This is a genomic window from Flavobacterium koreense (genome assembly GCF_054776075.1).
Genome location: NZ_BAAHCF010000002.1, coordinates 437,325 through 458,040, shown reverse-complemented (window position 1 = coordinate 458,040; position 20,716 = coordinate 437,325). Strand labels below are relative to the sequence as shown.

At 30.5% G+C, this 20,716-nt stretch carries 21 protein-coding genes; 12 read left to right on the top strand and 9 right to left on the bottom strand.

Features of this window, described 5'->3' with window-relative positions; genetic code table 11:
- Positions 1-40 precede the first annotated feature (40 nt).
- From ACYU7A_RS02385 to groL, 6 genes are all read left to right on the top strand, one after another.
- Positions 41-1,300, top strand: a complete 1,260-nt coding sequence (locus ACYU7A_RS02385; protein ID WP_298302427.1) for a sigma-54 interaction domain-containing protein — start codon at positions 41-43, stop codon at positions 1,298-1,300.
- A 64-nt stretch (positions 1,301-1,364) separates the two neighbouring features.
- Positions 1,365-1,868, top strand: a complete 504-nt coding sequence (locus ACYU7A_RS02380) for an LptE family protein (RefSeq protein ID WP_460573997.1) — start codon at positions 1,365-1,367, stop codon at positions 1,866-1,868.
- 21 nt (positions 1,869-1,889) lie between these two features.
- Positions 1,890-2,705: a tetratricopeptide repeat protein gene (locus ACYU7A_RS02375; RefSeq protein WP_460573995.1), complete on the top strand. Its 816-nt coding sequence runs from the start codon at positions 1,890-1,892 to the stop codon at positions 2,703-2,705.
- A 3-nt stretch (positions 2,706-2,708) separates the two neighbouring features.
- Complete coding sequence (gene secG / locus ACYU7A_RS02370) at positions 2,709-3,083, top strand: preprotein translocase subunit SecG (RefSeq protein ID WP_298302419.1); 375 nt, start codon at positions 2,709-2,711, stop codon at positions 3,081-3,083.
- Positions 3,084-3,340: 257 nt separating this feature from the next.
- The gene (locus ACYU7A_RS02365) at positions 3,341-3,616 is read left to right on the top strand and encodes a co-chaperone GroES (RefSeq protein ID WP_344815414.1); all 276 of its coding nucleotides are present in this window, start codon (positions 3,341-3,343) and stop codon (positions 3,614-3,616) included.
- Positions 3,617-3,673: 57 nt separating this feature from the next.
- Positions 3,674-5,305: a chaperonin GroEL gene (groL, locus tag ACYU7A_RS02360; protein WP_460573992.1), complete on the top strand. Its 1,632-nt coding sequence runs from the start codon at positions 3,674-3,676 to the stop codon at positions 5,303-5,305.
- Positions 5,306-5,408: 103 nt separating this feature from the next.
- Here the strand turns inward: groL and ACYU7A_RS02355 are convergent, their stop codons facing one another.
- From ACYU7A_RS02355 to xrtF, 9 genes are all read right to left on the bottom strand, one after another.
- Complete coding sequence (locus tag ACYU7A_RS02355; protein ID WP_460573990.1) at positions 5,409-6,077, bottom strand: DedA family protein; 669 nt, start codon at positions 6,075-6,077, stop codon at positions 5,409-5,411.
- A gap of 103 nt (positions 6,078-6,180) precedes the next feature.
- A complete protein-coding gene (locus ACYU7A_RS02350; protein ID WP_460573988.1) occupies positions 6,181-6,924 on the bottom strand; it encodes a DUF2490 domain-containing protein in 744 nt (247 codons plus the stop codon).
- Positions 6,925-6,978: 54 nt separating this feature from the next.
- Positions 6,979-7,320, bottom strand: coding sequence for a heavy-metal-associated domain-containing protein (locus ACYU7A_RS02345; RefSeq protein WP_460573986.1), 342 nt, complete (start codon positions 7,318-7,320; stop codon positions 6,979-6,981).
- 19 nt (positions 7,321-7,339) lie between these two features.
- Positions 7,340-9,322 (bottom strand): TonB-dependent receptor plug domain-containing protein, encoded by a 1,983-nt coding sequence (locus ACYU7A_RS02340; RefSeq protein WP_460574035.1) that lies wholly within the window; start codon positions 9,320-9,322, stop codon positions 7,340-7,342.
- A gap of 103 nt (positions 9,323-9,425) precedes the next feature.
- On the bottom strand, positions 9,426-9,845 hold the full coding sequence (locus tag ACYU7A_RS02335; protein WP_460573984.1) for an HYC_CC_PP family protein: 420 nt from the start codon (positions 9,843-9,845) through the stop codon (positions 9,426-9,428).
- A gap of 52 nt (positions 9,846-9,897) precedes the next feature.
- Entirely contained in the window at positions 9,898-11,253 is a 1,356-nt protein-coding gene (locus ACYU7A_RS02330) for an MBL fold metallo-hydrolase RNA specificity domain-containing protein (protein WP_460573982.1), read from the bottom strand.
- A 2-nt stretch (positions 11,254-11,255) separates the two neighbouring features.
- Positions 11,256-12,086 (bottom strand): ATP cone domain-containing protein, encoded by an 831-nt coding sequence (locus ACYU7A_RS02325; RefSeq protein WP_460573980.1) that lies wholly within the window; start codon positions 12,084-12,086, stop codon positions 11,256-11,258.
- Between the two features lie 40 nt (positions 12,087-12,126).
- Positions 12,127-12,570: an exosortase F system-associated membrane protein gene (locus tag ACYU7A_RS02320; RefSeq protein ID WP_298302395.1), complete on the bottom strand. Its 444-nt coding sequence runs from the start codon at positions 12,568-12,570 to the stop codon at positions 12,127-12,129.
- A complete protein-coding gene (gene xrtF, locus ACYU7A_RS02315; RefSeq protein WP_460573978.1) occupies positions 12,545-13,102 on the bottom strand; it encodes an exosortase family protein XrtF in 558 nt (185 codons plus the stop codon). The genes ACYU7A_RS02320 and xrtF overlap by 26 nt, the downstream gene beginning before the upstream one ends.
- Positions 13,103-13,173: 71 nt before the next feature.
- Between xrtF and ACYU7A_RS02310 the strand changes: the two genes are divergently transcribed.
- From ACYU7A_RS02310 to ACYU7A_RS02285, 6 genes are all read left to right on the top strand, one after another.
- Entirely contained in the window at positions 13,174-13,629 is a 456-nt protein-coding gene (locus ACYU7A_RS02310; RefSeq protein WP_460573976.1) for a GAF domain-containing protein, read from the top strand.
- 102 nt (positions 13,630-13,731) lie between these two features.
- Positions 13,732-14,001: a 30S ribosomal protein S15 gene (rpsO, locus tag ACYU7A_RS02305; protein WP_133533524.1), complete on the top strand. Its 270-nt coding sequence runs from the start codon at positions 13,732-13,734 to the stop codon at positions 13,999-14,001.
- Positions 14,002-14,155: 154 nt separating this feature from the next.
- Complete coding sequence (locus ACYU7A_RS02300; protein WP_460573973.1) at positions 14,156-16,306, top strand: polyribonucleotide nucleotidyltransferase; 2,151 nt, start codon at positions 14,156-14,158, stop codon at positions 16,304-16,306.
- Between the two features lie 83 nt (positions 16,307-16,389).
- Complete coding sequence (locus ACYU7A_RS02295) at positions 16,390-17,049, top strand: hypothetical protein (protein ID WP_460573971.1); 660 nt, start codon at positions 16,390-16,392, stop codon at positions 17,047-17,049.
- 154 nt (positions 17,050-17,203) lie between these two features.
- A complete protein-coding gene (locus ACYU7A_RS02290; protein WP_460573969.1) occupies positions 17,204-17,938 on the top strand; it encodes a hypothetical protein in 735 nt (244 codons plus the stop codon).
- 8 nt (positions 17,939-17,946) lie between these two features.
- Positions 17,947-20,715, top strand: a complete 2,769-nt coding sequence (locus ACYU7A_RS02285) for a TonB-dependent receptor (RefSeq protein ID WP_460573967.1) — start codon at positions 17,947-17,949, stop codon at positions 20,713-20,715.
- The last annotated feature ends 1 nt before the right edge of the window (position 20,716 follow it).

Below are 20,716 nucleotides of genomic sequence, written 5' to 3'. Positions count from 1 at the left end.
TTTAAACCAATAAACATTTAAACTCTTAAACCTTTTTCAAATGGAAACAGTACAATCTATAAAACAACGATTTGAAATTATTGGAAATGATCCAAAGCTCAATCGTGCGGTAGAAAAAGCCATTCAGGTTGCTCCTACAGATATTTCGGTGTTGGTAGTTGGAGAAAGTGGCGTTGGAAAAGAAAGCATTCCAAAGATTATCCATTCGCTTTCACATAGAAAACATGGAAAATACATCGCTGTAAACTGTGGAGCAATCCCAGAAGGAACTATTGACAGTGAACTTTTTGGACACGAAAAAGGATCGTTTACTGGTGCAACAGGAACGCGTGAAGGCTATTTTGAAGTTGCTGATGGCGGAACCATTTTCCTTGATGAAGTTGGTGAATTACCTTTAACCACTCAAGTTCGTTTGTTACGTGTCTTAGAAAATGGTGAATTTATAAAAGTAGGTTCATCACAAGTTCAAAAAACGAATGTTAGAATTGTAGCTGCGACTAACGTTAATATGTTTGACGCTATCGAAAAAGGAAAATTTCGTGAAGATTTATATTATCGTTTGAGCACTGTTGAAATTGGACTTCCACCATTGCGTGAACGAAAAGACGATATTCATTTGTTGTTTAGAAAATTTGCTTCTGACTTTGCTCACAAATACAAAATGCCAGCCATAAAACTAGATGATGATGCAGTAAAATATTTACTGAATTATCGTTGGGGTGGCAATATTCGTCAGTTGCGAAATTCAGCAGAACAGATATCGGTTTTAGAGACTAAAAGAGATATTTCGCTTCAAACATTGATGTCTTATTTACCTCAAGAAGGAAGTCAATTACCAAGTGTTATTGGTGGAAAAAAAGCTGAAAATGATTTTTCTACCGAAAGAGATATTTTGTACAAAGTGCTTTTTGATATGAAAAGTGATTTGAATGATTTGAAAAAATTGACTTTAGAATTGATGAAAAACGGAGCAAAAGTGCAAGACATCAATCCAAATTTGATTCAGAAAGTATATGGAAAATCTGATGAAGAAACGTTTTTTGAAGATCAACCGCGAAATACAATAATTCCAAAAGCAGAAGAAGTTGAGCAAGAAGAATTTGAAGATGACGAAGATGACAATAACTATTTATTTGCAGAAACTGTTGAAGAAGAAGAAATTTTGAAATTGGAACAAAAAGAAATTGAGCTCATCAAAAAATCTTTAGAAAAAAACAAAGGAAAAAGAAAAGCTGCAGCTGATGAATTGGGGATTTCTGAACGAACTTTATATAGAAAAATCAAACAATATGATTTGTAATTCATTATAATAGGATTAACAATTATTGAAATAAAAAAATATATCTTTGGCTTTTTAAATTCTGATGAATAAACTAAAATACATAGTATTCCTTCTTGTTGCACTAACTTTAAATAGTTGTGGACCCTACAATTTCACTGGTACTGGGCCAATTGATGCAAAAACTGTTCAAGTAAACTATTTTCAGAATAATGCTCCATTAATTGAACCAGGAATTGAAAGAACTTTTACTATCAAATTACAAGAAATATTACAAAACCAAACTAACTTAAATCTTACTAATACTGGTGGTGATTTACTTTATGAAGGTGAAATTACTCAATATAATATTACACCAATGACAGCTACTGCCGATCAAAAGGCAGCACAAAGTAGACTTTCAATTACAGTTAATGTCAGGTTTGTAAATAAAAACAAAGAAGCTGATAATTTTGAAAAGACTTTTTCATTTTTTGTTGATTTTGATGCTTCTGAAAATCCAACAGGTGCAAAATTGAATACTTATTTAGATGAAATTTTCACTAGAATTACTCAAGATGTATTTAATGAATCTCTTGCAAAATGGTAAAAAATAGTACGAAGTAAAGAAATGAACTTAACTGACTATACATACTTAATCAACAAACCCGACGCCATTAATGAGCGTCACAATGGTGCTTTGGAAAAAATTATTGAGGAATTTCCTTATTTTCAAAGTGCTCGAGTTTTGCGATTAAAACATTTGTACAATCAAGACAGTTTTAAATATAATTATGCCTTAAAGGTAGCAGCAGCATTTACTACAGATAGATCTATTTTGTTTGATTTTATAACATCAGACAATTTTGTAACAGTTCAAAATGGTTTATATGACCAAAAAGTTGCCGAATTATTAAATATTGATGTAGTTGGCAGTGAAATTGTTGAATATTCAAGCACAGCTGAATCTGTAAATTCTTTAGAGCAATCTATATTATCATCTATAGCTAAAGCATCTCCTGAAGAGGAAAATATTAAAGAAAAATTAGAGATTGGAAAACCTTTAGAATTCACAAAAGAAGAAAAACATTCGTTTCAAGAATGGTTACAACTTTCAAGATTGAAACCAATTGAAAGAAAAGAAACACCAACAGAAGCAGAAATTGTTAGGAAGAAAAAATTGGAAATGATAGATAAATTTATTGAATCAAATCCAAAAATACCACCTGTAAATAAAGAAAGTAATTCAGTAATAACAATACCTGTTACAGAGGATAAATCCTATTTAATGACCGAAACTTTGGCAAAAGTTTACTTAGAGCAAAAAAAATATCAGAAAGCAATTCAAGCTTATGAAATATTAATTTTGAAATATCCAGAAAAAAGTAGTTTCTTTGCAGACCGAATTTCGGATATTAAGAATTTACAACAAAACAATAATAGTTAAGCAATGAGCACATTTTCAATTTTTTTAGTATTAATAACAATCGTTTGTTTCTTATTAATCATAGTAATCATGGTACAAAACCCTAAAGGTGGTGGTTTATCTTCAGCTATTGGAGGTTCACAACAATTAGGTGGTGTACAAAAAACAACAGACTTTTTAGACAAAAGTACATGGGTATTAGCAGGATCGTTAATCACATTAGTTTTATTATCTAGTTTAAGTTTCACAGGAACTTTAAGCGATAACAAAAGTTTAATTGAACCAGCTGCTCCACAAACAGAAGCTCCTAAAACTGACAAAGCAGAAACTCCAGCCGCTAGCACTACTACAACTGCTACAAAACCTGAAGCTACACCTGCAACTCCAGTGAAAAAATAAGAAATACAGTATTATAAAAAAATCCCGTCTCGTACCAAAAACGAAGTCGGGATTTTTTTTGCTTAAACTTTACTGAGGATTATTATTTACAGTTTTCATATGATTAAATTTTTAAGTTTAAACCACAATAAAATCATCTTACAATCTGTCAACTTTCATTACCTTCGCTGAAAAATTGTCAGTTTTTAACCAATGGCACAATTTCTGACTATAAAATAGCAATCTTAAAATTTTAATTAATACAAAATATACGAATTATGGCATTAAACATTAAACCGCTTTCAGACCGCGTAATCGTGGAACCAGCTGCTGCCGAAACACAAACAGCTTCTGGAATCATTATTCCTGATACTGCTAAAGAAAAACCTCAAAAAGGAACTGTTGTTGCAGTTGGAAACGGAAAAAAAGACGAGCCAATGACTGTAAAAGTTGGTGATACTGTTCTTTACGGCAAATACGCAGGAACCGATTTAAAACTTGATGGAAAAGATTATCTAATCATGAGAGAAGATGATATTCTTGCAATAATTTAAAAGTAAGAAGAACGAAGTTAGAAATACAAAGTATTAAGTTTTTAAAAATAAAATAAAATGGCAAAAGATATAAAATTCGATATTGAAGCACGTGACGGTTTAAAACGTGGTGTCGATGCATTGGCAAATGCAGTAAAAGTAACACTTGGACCAAAAGGAAGAAATGTAATTATTTCAAAATCATTTGGTGGACCAACAGTAACTAAAGATGGTGTTTCTGTAGCAAAAGAAGTTGAGTTAAAAGACCCTTTAGAAAATATGGGTGCTCAAATGGTTAAAGAAGTAGCTTCAAAAACTAACGATTTAGCTGGAGATGGAACAACAACTGCAACCGTTTTAGCACAAGCAATTGTAAAAGAAGGATTGAAAAACGTTGCGGCTGGAGCAAATCCAATGGATTTAAAACGTGGAATTGATAAAGCAGTTGAAGCGATAGTAAAAGATTTAGGAAAACAAGCTCAAGAAGTTGGTTCTTCTTCTGAAAAAATTAAACAAGTTGCCTCTATTTCTGCAAATAATGATGAAGTAATTGGAGATTTAATTGCAACTGCTTTTGGGAAAGTTGGAAAAGAAGGTGTTATTACTGTTGAAGAAGCAAAAGGAACAGAAACTTATGTTGATGTGGTTGAAGGAATGCAGTTTGACAGAGGTTATTTATCTCCATATTTTGTAACCAATCCAGAGAAAATGAATGTAGAATTAGAAAATCCTTACATTCTTTTATACGATAAAAAAGTATCTTCTCTTAAAGAATTACTTCCTGTATTAGAACCAGTTGCTCAATCTGGAAAACCATTATTAATTATTGCTGAAGATGTTGATGGAGAAGCTTTATCAACTTTGGTAGTAAACAAATTGCGTGGTGCCTTAAAAATTGCTGCGGTAAAAGCGCCAGGTTTTGGTGATAGAAGAAAAGCAATGCTTGAAGATATTGCAATCTTAACTGGTGGAACTGTAATTGCAGAAGAAAGTGGTTACACACTTGAAAATGCAACATTAGAAATGCTAGGAACAGCCGAAAAAATTGCAATTGATAAAGACAATACAACGATTGTAAATGGTGCTGGAAATGCTGATTTAATTAAAAATAGAGTCAACCAAATCAAAGGTCAGATGGAAACTACAACTTCTGATTATGATAGAGAAAAATTGCAAGAACGTTTGGCTAAATTAGCTGGTGGAGTTGCAGTTCTTTATGTTGGAGCTGCTTCTGAAGTTGAAATGAAAGAGAAAAAAGACAGAGTTGATGATGCTTTACACGCTACTCGTGCTGCTGTAGAAGAAGGTATTGTTGCTGGTGGAGGTGTTGCTTTATTAAGAGCAAAAGCATCTTTAGCATCAATTAAAGCTGATAATGCTGATGAAGCTACTGGAATTCAAATTGTTTTCCGCGCGGTTGAATCGCCATTGAGAACTATTGTTGAAAATGCTGGACTTGAAGGTTCTGTAGTAGTAGCAAAAGTTTCTGAAGGAAAAGGTGATTTTGGTTACAATGCCAAAACTGATGAATACGTAGATATGCTAAAAGCTGGAATTATTGATCCTAAAAAAGTAACTCGTGTAGCTCTTGAAAACGCTGCTTCTGTTGCTGGAATGATTCTTACTACTGAATGTGCATTAATCGACATCAAAGAAGAAAACGCTGGTGGTGGAATGCCAATGGGCGGAGGAATGCCAGGAATGATGTAATTTATAAGTGCGAAATACAAAGTACAAAATACGAAGTACGAAGTAATAAAAATAAAAAATCCGTCTTGTTGAAGAACTTGACGGATTTTTTTATTTGATAAATTTAATTTCTCTTTTTCAAAAATTTCATTAAAACAGGAATTGTTGTTACTAAAACTATCCCAATTACAATATATTCTATGTAATGTTTTAAGTCAATATTAAATTGTGTTAAGAATAACTCATATAAATAGTGACCTGCAAAAATCATAGTGAACGACCAAAGAATTGAACCCAAAATATTGTAAAACATGAACTTCTTCTTTTCCATTTCTACAATTCCAGCTACTACAGGAGCAAACGTTCTTACAACAGGTAAAAATCTTGCAAAAACAATTGCTTTTGTTCCGTACTTATCAAAAAAATCTTTTGATTGAAACAAATATTTTTTCTTAAAAAAGAAACTATCTTCTCTTTTAAACAAATAACTCCCACTCTTCTTTCCAAACCAATAACCTACCATGTTTCCTACAATTCCCATTACTGAAACTAAAGCTGCTAAAAAAGAAACATCCAGAAAATCACTTCCAGTTGATAATTCTTTCATCAACAACTGACTGTAAATTCCACATAAGAAAAGCAAACTGTCTCCAGGCAAAAAGAATCCTGCTAATAGTCCGGTTTCGGCAAATACTATAAATAAAACAACGTAAAGTCCAATTTTAATTCCACCAAATTCTAATAGAATATAAAATTCTGGGTTAAGTAGTTGTTTCCAATCAAAATCATTCATAAATATGATAAATAAGTTAGTTTAGTTTGAGCACGTGAAAGTAACGATTATTTATTTATAAGGCAATCTTATTCGCTTTTTTGACTTAAATATAACATAATCCTCATTCTTTATAGAGAATTAAGTTTTGAAGTAATGTTAAAGAAAAAGTATGATTCATAATGTCATTGTTGGTATTTGGATTGATAAAATGATTCATATAAGCAACTTCAAATTGGATACTCTTTTTGTAGTTTATCCCAAATCCTATTAGAAATCTATTTTGATCCAAAAATTTATTATTTACTTTATTAGTTCCAAGATTAAGAAAAACTTCATCTTGAACAACTAAATAAAGTTCTTCATTGCCCGATTTAAAGTCCATGATATGAAAAAGATTCCTATTTAAATATCGCAATCTATTTTGATAGTTAGTTTCCGATTTTCTAACAGAACCATCTACAAGAGCCAACTTATCTACAAACCGCTGTTCAAGACGAAATCGATTTGTGTTTATATTTTGCTTCCATTTATGATTATATTGAAATTGCTCCCATATTCTATCTTCATTGAAATAATCATTCAAATTTGAATTTAAAGTATTAATCAACCCATAACCTATGGTAAACTTTGCTCTTTCATTTAGATTGTAAAAACCGCCTAATCGAAATAAATTTTGATTACTCCTATTTAACTCATCATCCAATCTAAATTGCGCTTCAATATGATAACCCCATTTTTTAGAAACATTATATTGACCAACATAAGCAAACCAATTTGCTTGATTGTGTGTCACGTCTTGTGCAAAAATGACAGATGAGAAAACAACTAATAATAAAACACTAAATCTTGATTTGTTCTTTTTCATTGCATAAAAATACAAAATAAAAACTCTCTAATTTCTTAGAGAATTTTTTATAATCTATTTTCTTTCATAATGACAACACCCATGAAGACTTTCATAATCCTTATCAGCAGCTTTTACTTCATCGGTATCGTGACCAACACTAGCAATCGCTTTTTTAATATCTAAAATTGAACATTTTTCTTCATTAATTATTAAATGCAATGTATTATCATCTAAATGATAATCGGCACTTTTAACACCTTTTACAGAAAATGCTGCCTTCTCAATTATTTTTTTGCACATATCGCAATTCCCTCCTACCTCAATATCGTATTTGGCATTTTTATTTTTTTTGTCTTGAGCTTGTGTTGAAAGTGTTACAAATAGTAGCATCATTCCAATTAATATGTTTTTCATAATTTAATATTTTTTATAATTATTTTATTTTAAATCTTAATCCTGCATAATACATTTGTCCAAAAATTGGAGCATACACTATAGATGTGTCAAAATGCGTTCCAAAAGGATTATGCTCACCTAATATTGCATTTTGTTGTCGGTAATTTCCAATATTTTCACCTCCAATATAAACTTCAAAAACACTTGAAAATGTTCTTGTAATTTGTGTATTCATAACAGAAAATGATGGTGAAAACTCTGGTAATCTATCATCAACTGGATTTGTAGCTGTTGTTGGAAGTTGCTGTTTTCCTAGCCAATTCCAAGTAAAATCGATTTTCCATTGCTTTCCTTTTTCCCTGATGTGAGTTTCATATTCTAAATTACCAAAAAACCTATGCTTTGCCTGAAGTGGTCTTTGAAAACTACCAGACAAATAATCGGTAGAGATGTCATAATACTTATAAGCAGTTCTCAAATTGAAATGTTTAATAATCTCATAATTAAAATCAATTTGCAAACTATTAGCATAAGAAGCACCTTTTAAATTGTAGAATAATACTTGTTGCGGACTTTGCATCACATCAACTATAGCTTGATTTTGAAAATCGGTTCTATAGAAATCCAAAGTCATATCGGCACTTTTACCAAATAATGTGAAGTTTTGAGTAAAACTTATTCCGTAATTCCATGCTATTTCAGGATTTAACCCGTAGATTTTTCCATTGGTATCTAAAACAGAAAAAACTCTTGAACTTCCAAATAATTGCTGATTTTCCGCATAAATATTTGCAGCACGTTTACCTCTTCCTGCAGAAAATCTGAAAACAGATTTTTCCCATGGATTATATCTAACGTGAAGTCTTGGTGTAAAAAAAGCTCCTAACCTATTGTGATAATCAAATCGTCCTCCTAAAATATAGCTAAACTTATTGTTGTTATCAAAAGTATATTCGAAGAAAGCACCAACGGAATTATCAATTCGACTCACATCAGATAAGTTCACAAATTCAGAATATTTGTCATAAGTAAAATTCAAACCAGTTGAAAACTTATGCATGGTATTATCAATAATCGAATTTAAAATTAAATTAGAATAATAGCTTTGTTGCTTTATGTTGTATTGATTTAATCCGAAATAAGATTGTTGATTGTGATTGCTAAACGCATTTTGGAAACCAATGCTTTGATAAGGCATATCTTTAAAAACATAACCAATTTTTGAAGTGAAATCAAAACGTTCTGTATTAATTTCTGAACCCCAATGATTGGTTGTGAATTTATCTTTTTTGGGATCGAAATCTAAATCGCCAGTCTGTTTTTCATCTTTCATAAATTTGAAATTAATAAATGAAACCCAACCAGTCTCTGGATTTGTATATTGCCAACGATTCACCAAGTTAATTTGTTTTCCTAATGGATTATCTAAAAAATGGTCATGATTCATATCGTTTTTGGCAACTCTTGCATTTCCATGAATGTAGAAACTTGTAGCCCATTTATCAGTAATCTTTCTGTTGAAATGTGTATTCAATTCGAATCTAGAATCTGTTGAACCATAAGCATTAAGATAAAAAGGAATATCTTTCATTGGCTTAATAAGTTCTGTGTTAATCTGTCCTGAAATACTTTCGTATCCGTTGACAACACTTCCGGCGCCTTTTGTAATTTGAATACTTTCTACCCAAGTTCCTGGCGTAAATGACAAACCATAAGCTTGAGAAGCACCTCTTAATGAAAGAATGTTTTCCTCTGTAATCATTAAATATGGTGAAGTTAAACCTAACATTTTTATCTGTTTGGTTCCTGTCAAAGCATCAGAAAAATTCACATCAATTGATGGATTTGTTTCAAAGCTTTCTGCCAAATTACAACAAGCTGCTTTAAGTAATTCTTTACTTGTAACTACAGAAGTATTGGCTGTTTTGGTAAGTGATTTTTTTATTCCTTTTTGCTTGATATCAATTTTTACTTCGTCTAATTTTTCTTGTGAAAATGTAGCAGCAAAAACAAACAACATTAGGAATAATGTTATTTTTTTCATTGTTTAAAATTTAATCTATGTTCATTTAAAGTTTTGATTTCCTATAATAAAATAAGAAACCTAATGAATTTAGATTAAATCAAGCGTAAAAAGTGTATTGACAATAGAGTTGATACAATGGCGGCGCATTTGCATCACAGTAATAAGTAAGATATTGAGATTTTATACTACTTTCAACTGAGTCAAAATAAATTTGTTTGAAAGAAGTTTCATAAAAAAACATATCAAAATCAAAAGAAATTGATTTGAAAGCAAATTTTTCAGAGTTGTCTTTAAGATTTAATTCTTTATCAGAACAACACTTTTTATGCGTAACTTCTTTTTTTGCGCAACAAGATTTTTCCTCTACTACAGGCATCTCGCAAACTTCCTCATCAGAAAACACAGAAGATATTGCCGCTATTTTCTCGCCACAATAATGCACATTAAAAGCCAATCCCGAATTGGAAATTAACAGGAAGAAAGCTAAAAGTAACGCTATGTGCTTTTTAATTTGCATGGTACAAAGTTAATCAATAGTAAATAATTATCTGTAAAAGTTTGTTAAAAGTTTACAATTCAAACTCTTGTCCCATTAATGGAATAGAACAATTAAAGCCAAATCGCTCCTTAATTTTAATTCTAAGTTCATCTGCTGGCTGATTTTCTCCATGAACTAAAAATACTTTTACTGGTTTACTATGCAATTCTGAAAGCCAATTCAATAAACCCTGTTGATCGGCATGGGCTGACAAACCTTCAATTTCAACAATATTTGCTTTTACATCATAATATTTTCCTCGAATTTTTATATCAGTAGCTCCATCTAATAATTTTCTTCCACGCGTTCCTTCTGCTTGATATCCAACAATAATTATTGTTGTTTCTGCTAAACTAACATATCGTTCTAAATAACTTAAAACTCTTCCTCCTGTTATCATTCCACTTGCAGCGATAACAACTTTTGGTTGTTTATCATAAATCATGTTTATTGTTTCTTGATAATCCGAGTTCATAAAAAACATTTTACACATTGCAACACAATCTTCATCAGATAGTTTGTGCCACTTTTTATTGTTTTCAAAAACATCCAAAACGCTAATTCCCATTGGAGTATCTATAATATAAGGAATATTTGGAACTCTATCTTCCTCTTTTAATTGCCAAAGTAAGTACATAATAGTTTGAGCACGTTCTACAGCAAAACTCGGAATTATTACTGTTCCTCCTTTAGAATATGTATTATTTATATATGCTTCGAGTAGTAACTTTACATCTTCTTCTGGATGAATTCTATTACCATAAGTACTCTCTAAAAAAATATAATCTGCTTTTTGTGGTTTAGTTGGTGCATACATTAACACATCATCATCACGACCAATATCTCCAGAAAAAACTAAGGTTTTGCCTTCTAAGATTAAAGTAATTGAACAAGCACCAAGGATATGTCCTGCATTAGTAAAAACAGCAGAAATTTCAGCATCTAAACTAATCGTTTCATTTTCTTTTATAATTCTAAAATATGGAAAAACACTTTCTGCATCATCAATATTATATAAAGGTTCAGCAATTTCGTGTTTTGAATATTTACCTTCATTAGCTCTATTTGCTTCTTCCTCTTGAATTTTAGCACTATCTAATAAAATTAATTTTGCAATATCTTTAGTTGGACTCGTGCAATAAATTTTACCATTAAATCCTTGATTAACCAATCGTGGTAACCAACCACAATGGTCTAAATGACCATGGGTCAACAACACAAAATCTATTGTTGATGGTAAAATAGGAAGTGGTTCCCAATTGAGTTCTCGCAATGGTTTTATTCCTTGAAATTGACCACAATCTACTAAAATTCTAACTCCATTGCTTTCTATTAATGTTTTAGAACCTGTTACAGTTCCAGCACCACCTAAGAATGTTACTTTCATAATTATAAATATTTACATAATTCTGTGACTTCTTTTAAAACATTTTTTATTCTATTAGTACTTAATCCTATTCGCTCTAAACTTTCAGAATTATTAATTAAATCTATTGCCAAAATAATCCCCAAAATCAACAACTTGTCTTTTTCTACTAATGAAAGAGTTGTCAAACAAGTTATAGGATATAGTTTTTTGTTATCGATTTTTGATCGTAAATTATCGTTTTTGGGGAAATCCCAACTCAACATGTTTATTCCCGTACAATTTCCGAAAGTAATTGCATCTGCGCTAAATCTATTGTTGGTAACTAGCCAACATTTTGAAATTTTATCATTATTTGTAAAAATAGAATGTTTTCTATCTTTCAAATCATTAAATCTAGATAAAATATACATTGGAACTTTTACATCAGAAATCGCATCCCTTCCAGCATGAAACTTACATTCAATCATGCTGATTTCATCATTTTTTTTAACAATAACATCTATTTCATGGGAAACGCATTTTCCTTGAAGAGTTTGATTTGTAATGGTTTTATAATCTTCAAATGCAAAAAGTCTAGCAACATACTTTTCAAAGAAAAATCCAGCTGGACCAAGCATTTGTATTGCGGGTCTTAAATTATACTGAGCTGCATGAGAATTAGACGCTTTCTTAAGCAATCCAAAAGCCATTTTGTAGATTTGTTTGGTTGGAATTCCATCATAAATCTGGCCTTTTATTTCGTTTAAAATAACATTAACAATCGAAGAATCTGCACCTGATTTTAATAAAGATTTTTTAAGTTTATCAGGTTCAAAATCAACGACATCTCCAGAATGTTTTATTACTTTCATTGTTTATTATTTACCTACATAAAGATACAAAAAATAACAACTACTTCATTTTTTTCTGATAATAAAAAGCTGGGATAAAGAGCATTATAAAAATAGGTTGTATAATAAATCTTCTAATGTAAAAAAGATTCATTTTGTTAGTTTCTCCAAATTTTAATAGAACAAAAAAGAAACTCACCATTAAAATGATTCCCAAAATAGAATACAGAAAAATGGAAAACTTAATGATTTTTGCATCATTAAAAATCAATCGAAGTAATCCCAAGGAAATAATGGAGTTTAAATAAAATCTAAATCCTAAACTAAAAAATAATTTTATTACATCAATTTTAGGCAATGGTAGATTATTATAATTCAATTTAAAATAATCTAAAAATGGATCATAAAAAATTGTGTCTTCAAATGCTCTAATGGCAATTAGAAGAATAATTAAAAACAAAACAGCCGACAACTTCAGCTTATTTTTCAATAGATTTTGTAGCATAAGAAGAATATTTATTAACCCAAATCACCCAAAGTAAAAAAACAATTCCGTAAATAAATAGCGGAAAGATTACACCATGAAGAATATGCTCATACTCCGGAAAGTGAAATATTGCCATACAAAGCAATGCAATTCGCAACACATTAAATAGGTGAATTATTATTGTTCCCATTATTACAAAAACTAATGTTTGCTTTAATCTTCCAGTAAATGCAATTACAAAACTTATAAATAAAATTACAACACTCACAGCATTACAACCTTCGATAATTCTTGCAACCCATTTATCGTGATAAAAAAGTTTTACACTTGCTTCTTTCAAATTGGGCATGGTATAGGAATTATCATCAAAAACTGAAAGCATCATTTGAGATTGCTTAGCAACCATTTGTGTGATTTTATCTACCTCAAAATTCTTCTCATCAAATTGATTTAAATAACTTTGATACAATAGCGTCAACACCAAATAGGAGAGCAAAAACTTAGTTAAGAAAACTAAAAATGGTTTAAACTGAATAATGTATTCTTTCAAAATATAATTTTTAACAAATTTTAGGTAAAAGTAAGAAATTGCATTGGTTACTTTTGCAAAAAAAATAGAATATGAAATTTGATGAATTAAAACCAGAAGTGATTAGCATTCTGTCAAGTGAAAATGCTGATAGAGATGAAAAGCTTAAAAATCTTTGCCAATTTTTATCAGATAATGTTGATTACTATAATTGGGTTGGATTTTACTTTGCCAATCACGAGAACAAAACTTTACATCTTGGACCTTATGTTGGTGCCGAAACAGATCATACTGTAATTCCATTCGGAAAAGGAATATGTGGTCAAGTAGCAGAATCGAATGCAAATTTTGTAGTTCCAGATGTTGCAGCTCAAGATAATTATATTGCTTGTAGCTTTACAGTTAAGTCTGAAATTGTAGTGCCGTTGTTTGTAAACGGAATCAATATTGGACAAATAGACATTGATAGTCATGTGATTGACCCATTTACAGAAAAAGACGAACGTTTTTTAGAATTTGTAAATCAAGAAGTTTCAAAATTATTCTAATCTATACTTTTTTATTTGCCTAATCAAAAAAGAAGATTATCTTTGCACACGAATTAGGAAAATCCTTTTTCATACATAATAATCATTTAATATAATATTGGAATGTATTTAAGTAAAGAAACAAAAGCTGAAATCTTCGCTAAACACGGAGGAAAAGCTGAAAACACTGGATCTGCTGAAGGGCAAATCGCATTGTTCACATTTAGAATCTCTCACTTAACTGAGCACTTGAAAAAAAATCGTCACGATTACAACACTGAGCGTTCGTTAGTTCTTTTAGTAGGTAAAAGAAGAAGTCTTCTTGACTACTTGAAGAAAAAAGATATCAACAGATATCGTGAGATTATTAAAGAATTAGGTATTAGAAAATAATACATATCTTAAAGAGGTGCTTGCGCGCCTCTTTTTGTTTTATAAATTATAAGAATATAAATAAGAAAAGTTTCGGTTTTTCATTGGGTTACAGACAACTACTACACAACAACTACAACACAACTAACCTAATAGTTTAAACGAATTAAATTTTATGATTCCAAAAGTAACCCAAGAAACAATCGATTTAGGTGATGGAAGATCTATCACAATCGAAACAGGTAAATTAGCAAAACAAGCCGATGGTTCGGTTGTTGTAAGATGTGGCGACTGTATGCTTTTAGCTACAGCTGTATCAGCAAGAACTTCAAACCCAGCAGTTGACTTTTTACCTCTTACGGTAGATTACCGTGAAAAATTTGCAGCAGCTGGTCGCTTTCCAGGTGGTTTTTTCAAAAGAGAAGCTCGTCCAAGTGACAATGAAGTATTAACAATGCGTCTTGTTGACCGTGTTTTACGTCCGCTTTTCCCAGACGATTATCATGCTGAAACACAAGTCATGATTCAATTAATGTCGCACGATGAAAATGTTATGCCAGATGCATTAGCGGGTTTAGCAGCATCAGCAGCATTAGCAGTTTCAGACATTCCTTTTTACAATTTAATTTCTGAAGTACGTGTTGCACGTGTAGATGGTAAATTTGTAATCAACCCAAGTAGAACTCAATTAGAATTATCTGACATCGACATGATGATTGGTGCTTCTTTAGATTCTGTTGCTATGGTTGAAGGAGAAATGAAAGAAATCTCTGAAGCAGAAATGGTTGAAGCAATTAAATTTGCTCACGAAGCTATCAAAGTTCAAATTCACGCTCAATTGCGTTTACAAGAAGCATTTGGTAAAAAAGAAACTCGTACTTACGAAGGTGAAAAAGAAAATGAAGAAATCTACAAAAAAGTAAAAGCAGCAGCATATGATAAAATTTATGCTATTGCAAAAGTAGGTTCGGCTAAACACGAAAGAAGTGCTGCATTCGCTGAAGTAAAAGAAGAAGTAAAAGCTTTATTTACAGAAGAAGAATTAGCTGCTGACGCAGATTTAGTATCTAAATATTTCTATAAAACTAATAAAGAAGCGGTTCGTAACGTAATTCTTGAATTAGGAATTCGTCTCGACGGAAGAAAAACTACAGAAATCAGACCAATTTGGTGTGAAACTGATTATTTACCTTCTGTTCACGGTTCTTCATTATTTACACGTGGTGAAACTCAAGCTTTGGCAACAGTTACTTTAGGAACATCTAGAGAAGCTAACCAAATTGATTCGCCATCAGAACAAGGAGAAGAAAAATTCTACTTACATTATAATTTCCCACCATTTTCAACTGGAGAAGCTAAACCTTTAAGAGGAACTTCAAGAAGAGAAGTTGGTCACGGAAACTTAGCACAACGTGCTTTAAAAAACATGATTCCTGCAGATTGTCCTTATACAATTAGAATTGTATCTGAAGTTTTAGAATCTAACGGTTCGTCTTCTATGGCTACAGTTTGTGCTGGAACAATGGCTTTGATGGACGCTGGAGTTCAAATGGTAAAACCAGTTTCTGGAATTGCTATGGGATTAATTACAGATGGTCAAAATTTTGCAGTTCTTTCAGATATCTTAGGTGATGAAGATCACTTAGGAGATATGGACTTTAAAGTAACTGGAACTAAAGACGGAATCACTGCTTGTCAAATGGATATCAAAATTGAAGGATTGAGATACGACATTATGGAACAAGCTTTAGGTCAAGCACGTGATGGACGTATGCATATTTTAGGAAAAATCACTGAAACTATTGCTACACCAAGAGCTGATGTTAAAAAACATGCTCCAAAAATCATCACAAGAACAATTCCTGGAAACTTTATTGGTGCTTTAATTGGACCTGGTGGAAAAGTAATTCAAGAATTACAAAAAGCTACTGGTTGTACAATCGTTATCAACGAAGTTGACGAACAAGGTGTTGTTGAAATCCTTGGAACAGATCCAGATGGAATTGCAGCAGTTTTAGCTAAAATTGACTCAATTATCTTCAAACCAGCAATGGGTGAAGCTTATGAAGTGAAAGTAATTAAAATGTTAGATTTTGGTGCTGTTGTAGAATACACTGCTGCTCCAGGAAACGAAGTTTTATTACACGTATCTGAACTAGCTTGGGAAAGAACTGAGAATGTTGCCGATGTTGTAAATATGGGCGATGTGTTTATGGTGAAATATTTGGGTGTTGATCCTAAAACTAGAAAAGAAAAAGTTTCTAGAAAAGCACTTTTACCAAGACCTCCAAGAGAAGAAAATAAAATTACTCCAAAAGCGGAATAATTTACATTTATACAAATTTAAAACCCCAATTCATTTAGTTGAGTTGGGGTTTTTAAAAATATCTACAGTAATTATTACAAAATATGAGAAAAATCAAAAGTTTAATAGTTCTAGTTTTAATACTTATATCAGGCACTATTAATTGTCAAACTGTCGAGATTGGCACTAAGATTGGAACAACTTCATCAAGCATAGATGATTCTGATTTCTTTAATGACAAACCATCATTAGGAAAAAAGTTGTGGAGCATTAACTATGGCTTTCACACTATTTACTATTTTAAAAACCCAAAAGAGACAAAAACTGGAGCAATCGTTTTTGAATTTAACAATAGGAAACTTGGAGTTAGAAGCGAATCAAGCAATGCAACATATGAGATAGATTCAAAATCTATTGAAGTTGTTTATAGAATGTGTGCTAAACCAAATAAGGTTGGTAGATTTTTTCTAGATGTTGGGTTAGGTGTTAATTTTCTAAAAGAAAGCAATATCTATAAAGGTTCCGTTGAACCTACCATAGCTTTTGAAAAATTATCACAACCACTATTGATTAAAAATAAAGACTACAAATTAGTTTTAGGATTTGGTCACGATTTCATAATTAACAAGAAACTTGTAACCTACTTTCAATTGGATGCATGTGGAGGTTTCACCAATATCAATAAAAATGCAGGAAGTTATATAAACACGTACTTTTCGTTAAATACAGGCTTAAGATATACATTAGAGTTTAATAATAAATAACTTTTTTATTAAACCTTTTAACCCCAATTCATTTAGTTGAATTGGGGTTTTTGCATTTTCAAAAAAATATTTTAGTGTTAAAATTCAAATACAACATTAAAAATCTAAATTTTCTAAATACTTTTACGTAAGAACATTCTTAAAATTATATTATATGTCTTCAAGAAGATTTAATCAACTTAAATTTAGTTTTTACACCATGTTGTCTCTTGTAGCTTATACAACACAAGGTCAAAACGACGCATCAACTTCTATACATGATTGGTACGATTCTAAAGTTGGTAAAGAAAATTTAGACATTAATAATGGCAAAATACTTTTAAACTACGATAAAATTCTAAAAAACAACGACCGGTTTTATTTTCAAAATTACACTTTAGGTTCTATTGTTTATGACAACCAACTTTATAATAACGTCTTATTAAATTATGACATCAATAATGATGATATAATAATAAAACCAAATGGTGAAAATGACAAAATGCCAATTGTGTTGAATAAATCTAAAGTAAACTCCTTCAACGTCAATGGTAAAAACTACATCAATCTTGGTTATAACAAAATCTCAAATGATGAAGTAATTTCTGGGTTTTATGAAGAAGTATTACTAAATAATAAAGTTAATTTTTACGTAAAACATAAAAAAGACAGAAGACAAATAATCAATGATAATCTGGTTTTTGATGATTTTACTAAAATTACTTCCTATATAATTTTATATAAAAATCAATATTACAAAATCACAAACAAAAAAAGTTTGACAACAATTTTTCCAGAATTAAAGAAAAACATCAACGAATATTATTCTAATAATAGTTCGTTTGAAAAGTCAAATAAAACTAAATTTTTAGAAGACCTATTTAAATATATAAACACAATCATCAAGTAACTTTTTGCATGAGAAAAATAATATTCGCCTTTATGCTGTTTTTTCAACTTATGGTTTTCTCCCAAGAAAATGGTAAGAAATATTCGTTTGAGTTTAATTCCGTTGATTTAAAAACTGCAATTGAATCCATTGAAAAAGAAAGTAATTTCAAGTTTTTCTTTCAAAAGGAATGGCTTGACAACAACAAACAACAAATTACAGGAAGCTATAAAAATATAACTATTGACGAACTTTTAAATCAAATATTTAACCCAACTGAAATCAATTTTTTCATTGATAAGAATAAAATCATTCTCTCTAAAAATAACATTATTAGAGACAAACTTCCTGATGACTTTTTTGGAAAATCAATTGCAAATGAAATAGAAAACAGTGTCAACAAACCTGTATTTTATAAAGACAATGACACCTTAACTAACAAACCTAAGAAAAATGATTTTGTAACAGTAATAGGAAAAGAATCTAAAAAATCGGACAAAAAAACTTGCACTTTAACTGGCTACTTAAAAGATTCTAAAACTGGTCAAGCTTTGTCTAATGTTTTTATAAAAGTTCAAAATAAAAAAATAAGCACCACAACTGATGCTGATGGATTTTATAAATTAGAAGTTCCAGTTGGTATAAATTACATTGAAACAGATTTAGTTAGTCATAACAAAATTGTCAAAAAAATAATTTTATATAATGATGGTACGATGAATATAAAACTTGATGAAAAATTCAATGTTTTAGATGAAGTAGTAATCAATGCCAAAAAAAGTGAGAACGTTAAATCAGCAATTTCTGGCGTAACAAGTATCGATATTGAAGGAATTAAAAACATTCCATTAGTTCTGGGAGAAAGAGATATTTTCAAAGTAGCCACTATTCTTCCTGGTGTTAAACAAACTGGCGAAGGTTCTGCAGGATATAATGTTCGTGGCGGAAAGGAAGATCAAAATCTAATTTTACTAGACAATGCTTTAATCTATAATCCAGCACATTTTTTTGGTTTCTTTTCTTCAGTAAGTCCCTACACAACTAAAAAAGCAAACATTTATAAAGGAAGTATTCCTGCTGAATTTGGAGGAAGATTATCGTCAGTATTTGACGTCACTTCAAAAAATGGAAATCCAACAAAGTTTTCTGGCGAAGGTGGAATTGGTCCTGTAACAAGTAATTTAGCTTTGAGTACACCAATTATAAAAGATAAATCAAGCATTTTAGTTGGAGGAAGAGCTACTTATTCTGGATGGATTTTGCGTTCTTTAAAAGAAGAGTCATTAAAAAATAGTCAAGCTTCCTTTTATGATGGTATTGTGAAATACAATCATAAGTTTAATGCAAAAAACAATTTCGAATCAACATTCTATTACAGTCATGATGCTTTCAGTATTTCATCTGATTCTTTATTTAAATACAGTAATCGATTGGTGTCATTAAAATATGAACACACTTTTAATGACAAACACAAAGGAGCTTTGTTATTTACCAATAGTGAATACAGATTTTTTATTGATTATCAAGGAAATAATATTCTAACTGCTTTTGATTTTGGGTACAAAATAAACGAAAGTAATGTTATGGCTAAAATGAACTATACTTTAAATGATAAGCATAAAATTAATTATGGAATTTCTTCAAAAGTGTATGGCGTAAATCCAGGTTTTTTAGATCCAAAAAGTAATGATTCGCAAATTGTTCCTGTCAACATTAACAAAGAACGAGGAATTGAATCGGCTGCATATATATCGGATAGTTATAAAATTAGTCAGAAATTATTAATTGATTTTGGATTTCGATATTCTACGTTTTCAGCTTTGGGTGCCTCCTCCCAAAGAATTTATCAAGAAGGAGTGCCATTAAATGAAGGAACTGTCACTGAGATTAAAGAATTCAAAAAAAATGAAATAATTAAAACTTATGGTGGTTTAGAACCTAGAATTGCAGCAAGATATATTATTGCAGATAATCTATCTTTAAAAGGAGGTTATGACAAAACCTATCAATACATTCATTTACTTTCTAACAATACGACACAATCTCCAACAGACACATGGAAGTTGTCAGATTTGAATGTAAAACCACAAGTTGCAGAACAATTTTCTTTAGGATTATATAAAAATATTCCTGCAAAGGACATTGAAATAAGTTTAGAAGGATATTATAAAAAATCTGAAAATTTCCTTGATTATAAAGTCGCAGCACAACTATTGCTAAACGAAAATATTGAGACTCAACTATTACAAGGTAAAGGAAAAGCTTATGGAATAGAATTTCTTTTAAAGAAAAATAGTGGACGATTAAACGGATGGATAGGATATACTTATTCAAGAACCTTTGTAAAACTTGACAGTGAGTTTAATGATGAAAAAGTTAATGGTGGAAATTATTTTCCAGCCAATTTTGACAAGCCTCATGATGTTAGTGTAGTTTTGAATTACAGATTTACAAAAAGATATAGTTTTTCAAGTAACTTCATTTATCAAACTGGTAGACCAATAACATATCCAATAGGAAAATACACTTATGGAAATTCTGAATTCACCTTGTATAGTGATAGAAACCAATTTAGAATTCCAGATTATTACAGATTAGATATTGGATTTAATGTTGAAGGAACTCATAAATTAAAAAAATTAGCTCATGGTTTTTGGAATATTTCAATTTATAATGTTTTAGGTAGAAACAATCCTTATTCAGTGTTTTTTGTAACTGAAAAAGGCCAAGTTAAAGCTTACAAAACATCTATTTTCGCAATTCCAGTACCAACTATTACTTATAACTTTAAATTTTAAA

What these genes read in the sequence shown, in the direction of transcription:
- ACYU7A_RS02385 (WP_298302427.1), top strand. Translation starts at nt 41, where the DNA reads ATGGAAACAGTACAATCTATAAAACAACGATTTGAAATTATTGGAAAT.
- ACYU7A_RS02380 (WP_460573997.1), top strand. Translation starts at nt 1,365, where the DNA reads ATGAATAAACTAAAATACATAGTATTCCTTCTTGTTGCACTAACTTTA.
- ACYU7A_RS02375 (WP_460573995.1), top strand. Translation starts at nt 1,890, where the DNA reads ATGAACTTAACTGACTATACATACTTAATCAACAAACCCGACGCCATT.
- secG (WP_298302419.1), top strand. Translation starts at nt 2,709, where the DNA reads ATGAGCACATTTTCAATTTTTTTAGTATTAATAACAATCGTTTGTTTC.
- ACYU7A_RS02365 (WP_344815414.1), top strand. Translation starts at nt 3,341, where the DNA reads ATGGCATTAAACATTAAACCGCTTTCAGACCGCGTAATCGTGGAACCA.
- groL (WP_460573992.1), top strand. Translation starts at nt 3,674, where the DNA reads ATGGCAAAAGATATAAAATTCGATATTGAAGCACGTGACGGTTTAAAA.
- ACYU7A_RS02355 (WP_460573990.1), bottom strand. Translation starts at nt 6,077, where the DNA reads ATGAATGATTTTGATTGGAAACAACTACTTAACCCAGAATTTTATATT.
- ACYU7A_RS02350 (WP_460573988.1), bottom strand. Translation starts at nt 6,924, where the DNA reads ATGAAAAAGAACAAATCAAGATTTAGTGTTTTATTATTAGTTGTTTTC.
- ACYU7A_RS02345 (WP_460573986.1), bottom strand. Translation starts at nt 7,320, where the DNA reads ATGAAAAACATATTAATTGGAATGATGCTACTATTTGTAACACTTTCA.
- ACYU7A_RS02340 (WP_460574035.1), bottom strand. Translation starts at nt 9,322, where the DNA reads ATGTTGTTTGTTTTTGCTGCTACATTTTCACAAGAAAAATTAGACGAA.
- ACYU7A_RS02335 (WP_460573984.1), bottom strand. Translation starts at nt 9,845, where the DNA reads ATGCAAATTAAAAAGCACATAGCGTTACTTTTAGCTTTCTTCCTGTTA.
- ACYU7A_RS02330 (WP_460573982.1), bottom strand. Translation starts at nt 11,253, where the DNA reads ATGAAAGTAACATTCTTAGGTGGTGCTGGAACTGTAACAGGTTCTAAA.
- ACYU7A_RS02325 (WP_460573980.1), bottom strand. Translation starts at nt 12,086, where the DNA reads ATGAAAGTAATAAAACATTCTGGAGATGTCGTTGATTTTGAACCTGAT.
- ACYU7A_RS02320 (WP_298302395.1), bottom strand. Translation starts at nt 12,570, where the DNA reads ATGCTACAAAATCTATTGAAAAATAAGCTGAAGTTGTCGGCTGTTTTG.
- ACYU7A_RS02310 (WP_460573976.1), top strand. Translation starts at nt 13,174, where the DNA reads ATGAAATTTGATGAATTAAAACCAGAAGTGATTAGCATTCTGTCAAGT.
- rpsO (WP_133533524.1), top strand. Translation starts at nt 13,732, where the DNA reads ATGTATTTAAGTAAAGAAACAAAAGCTGAAATCTTCGCTAAACACGGA.
- ACYU7A_RS02300 (WP_460573973.1), top strand. Translation starts at nt 14,156, where the DNA reads ATGATTCCAAAAGTAACCCAAGAAACAATCGATTTAGGTGATGGAAGA.
- ACYU7A_RS02295 (WP_460573971.1), top strand. Translation starts at nt 16,390, where the DNA reads ATGAGAAAAATCAAAAGTTTAATAGTTCTAGTTTTAATACTTATATCA.
- ACYU7A_RS02290 (WP_460573969.1), top strand. Translation starts at nt 17,204, where the DNA reads ATGTCTTCAAGAAGATTTAATCAACTTAAATTTAGTTTTTACACCATG.
- ACYU7A_RS02285 (WP_460573967.1), top strand. Translation starts at nt 17,947, where the DNA reads ATGAGAAAAATAATATTCGCCTTTATGCTGTTTTTTCAACTTATGGTT.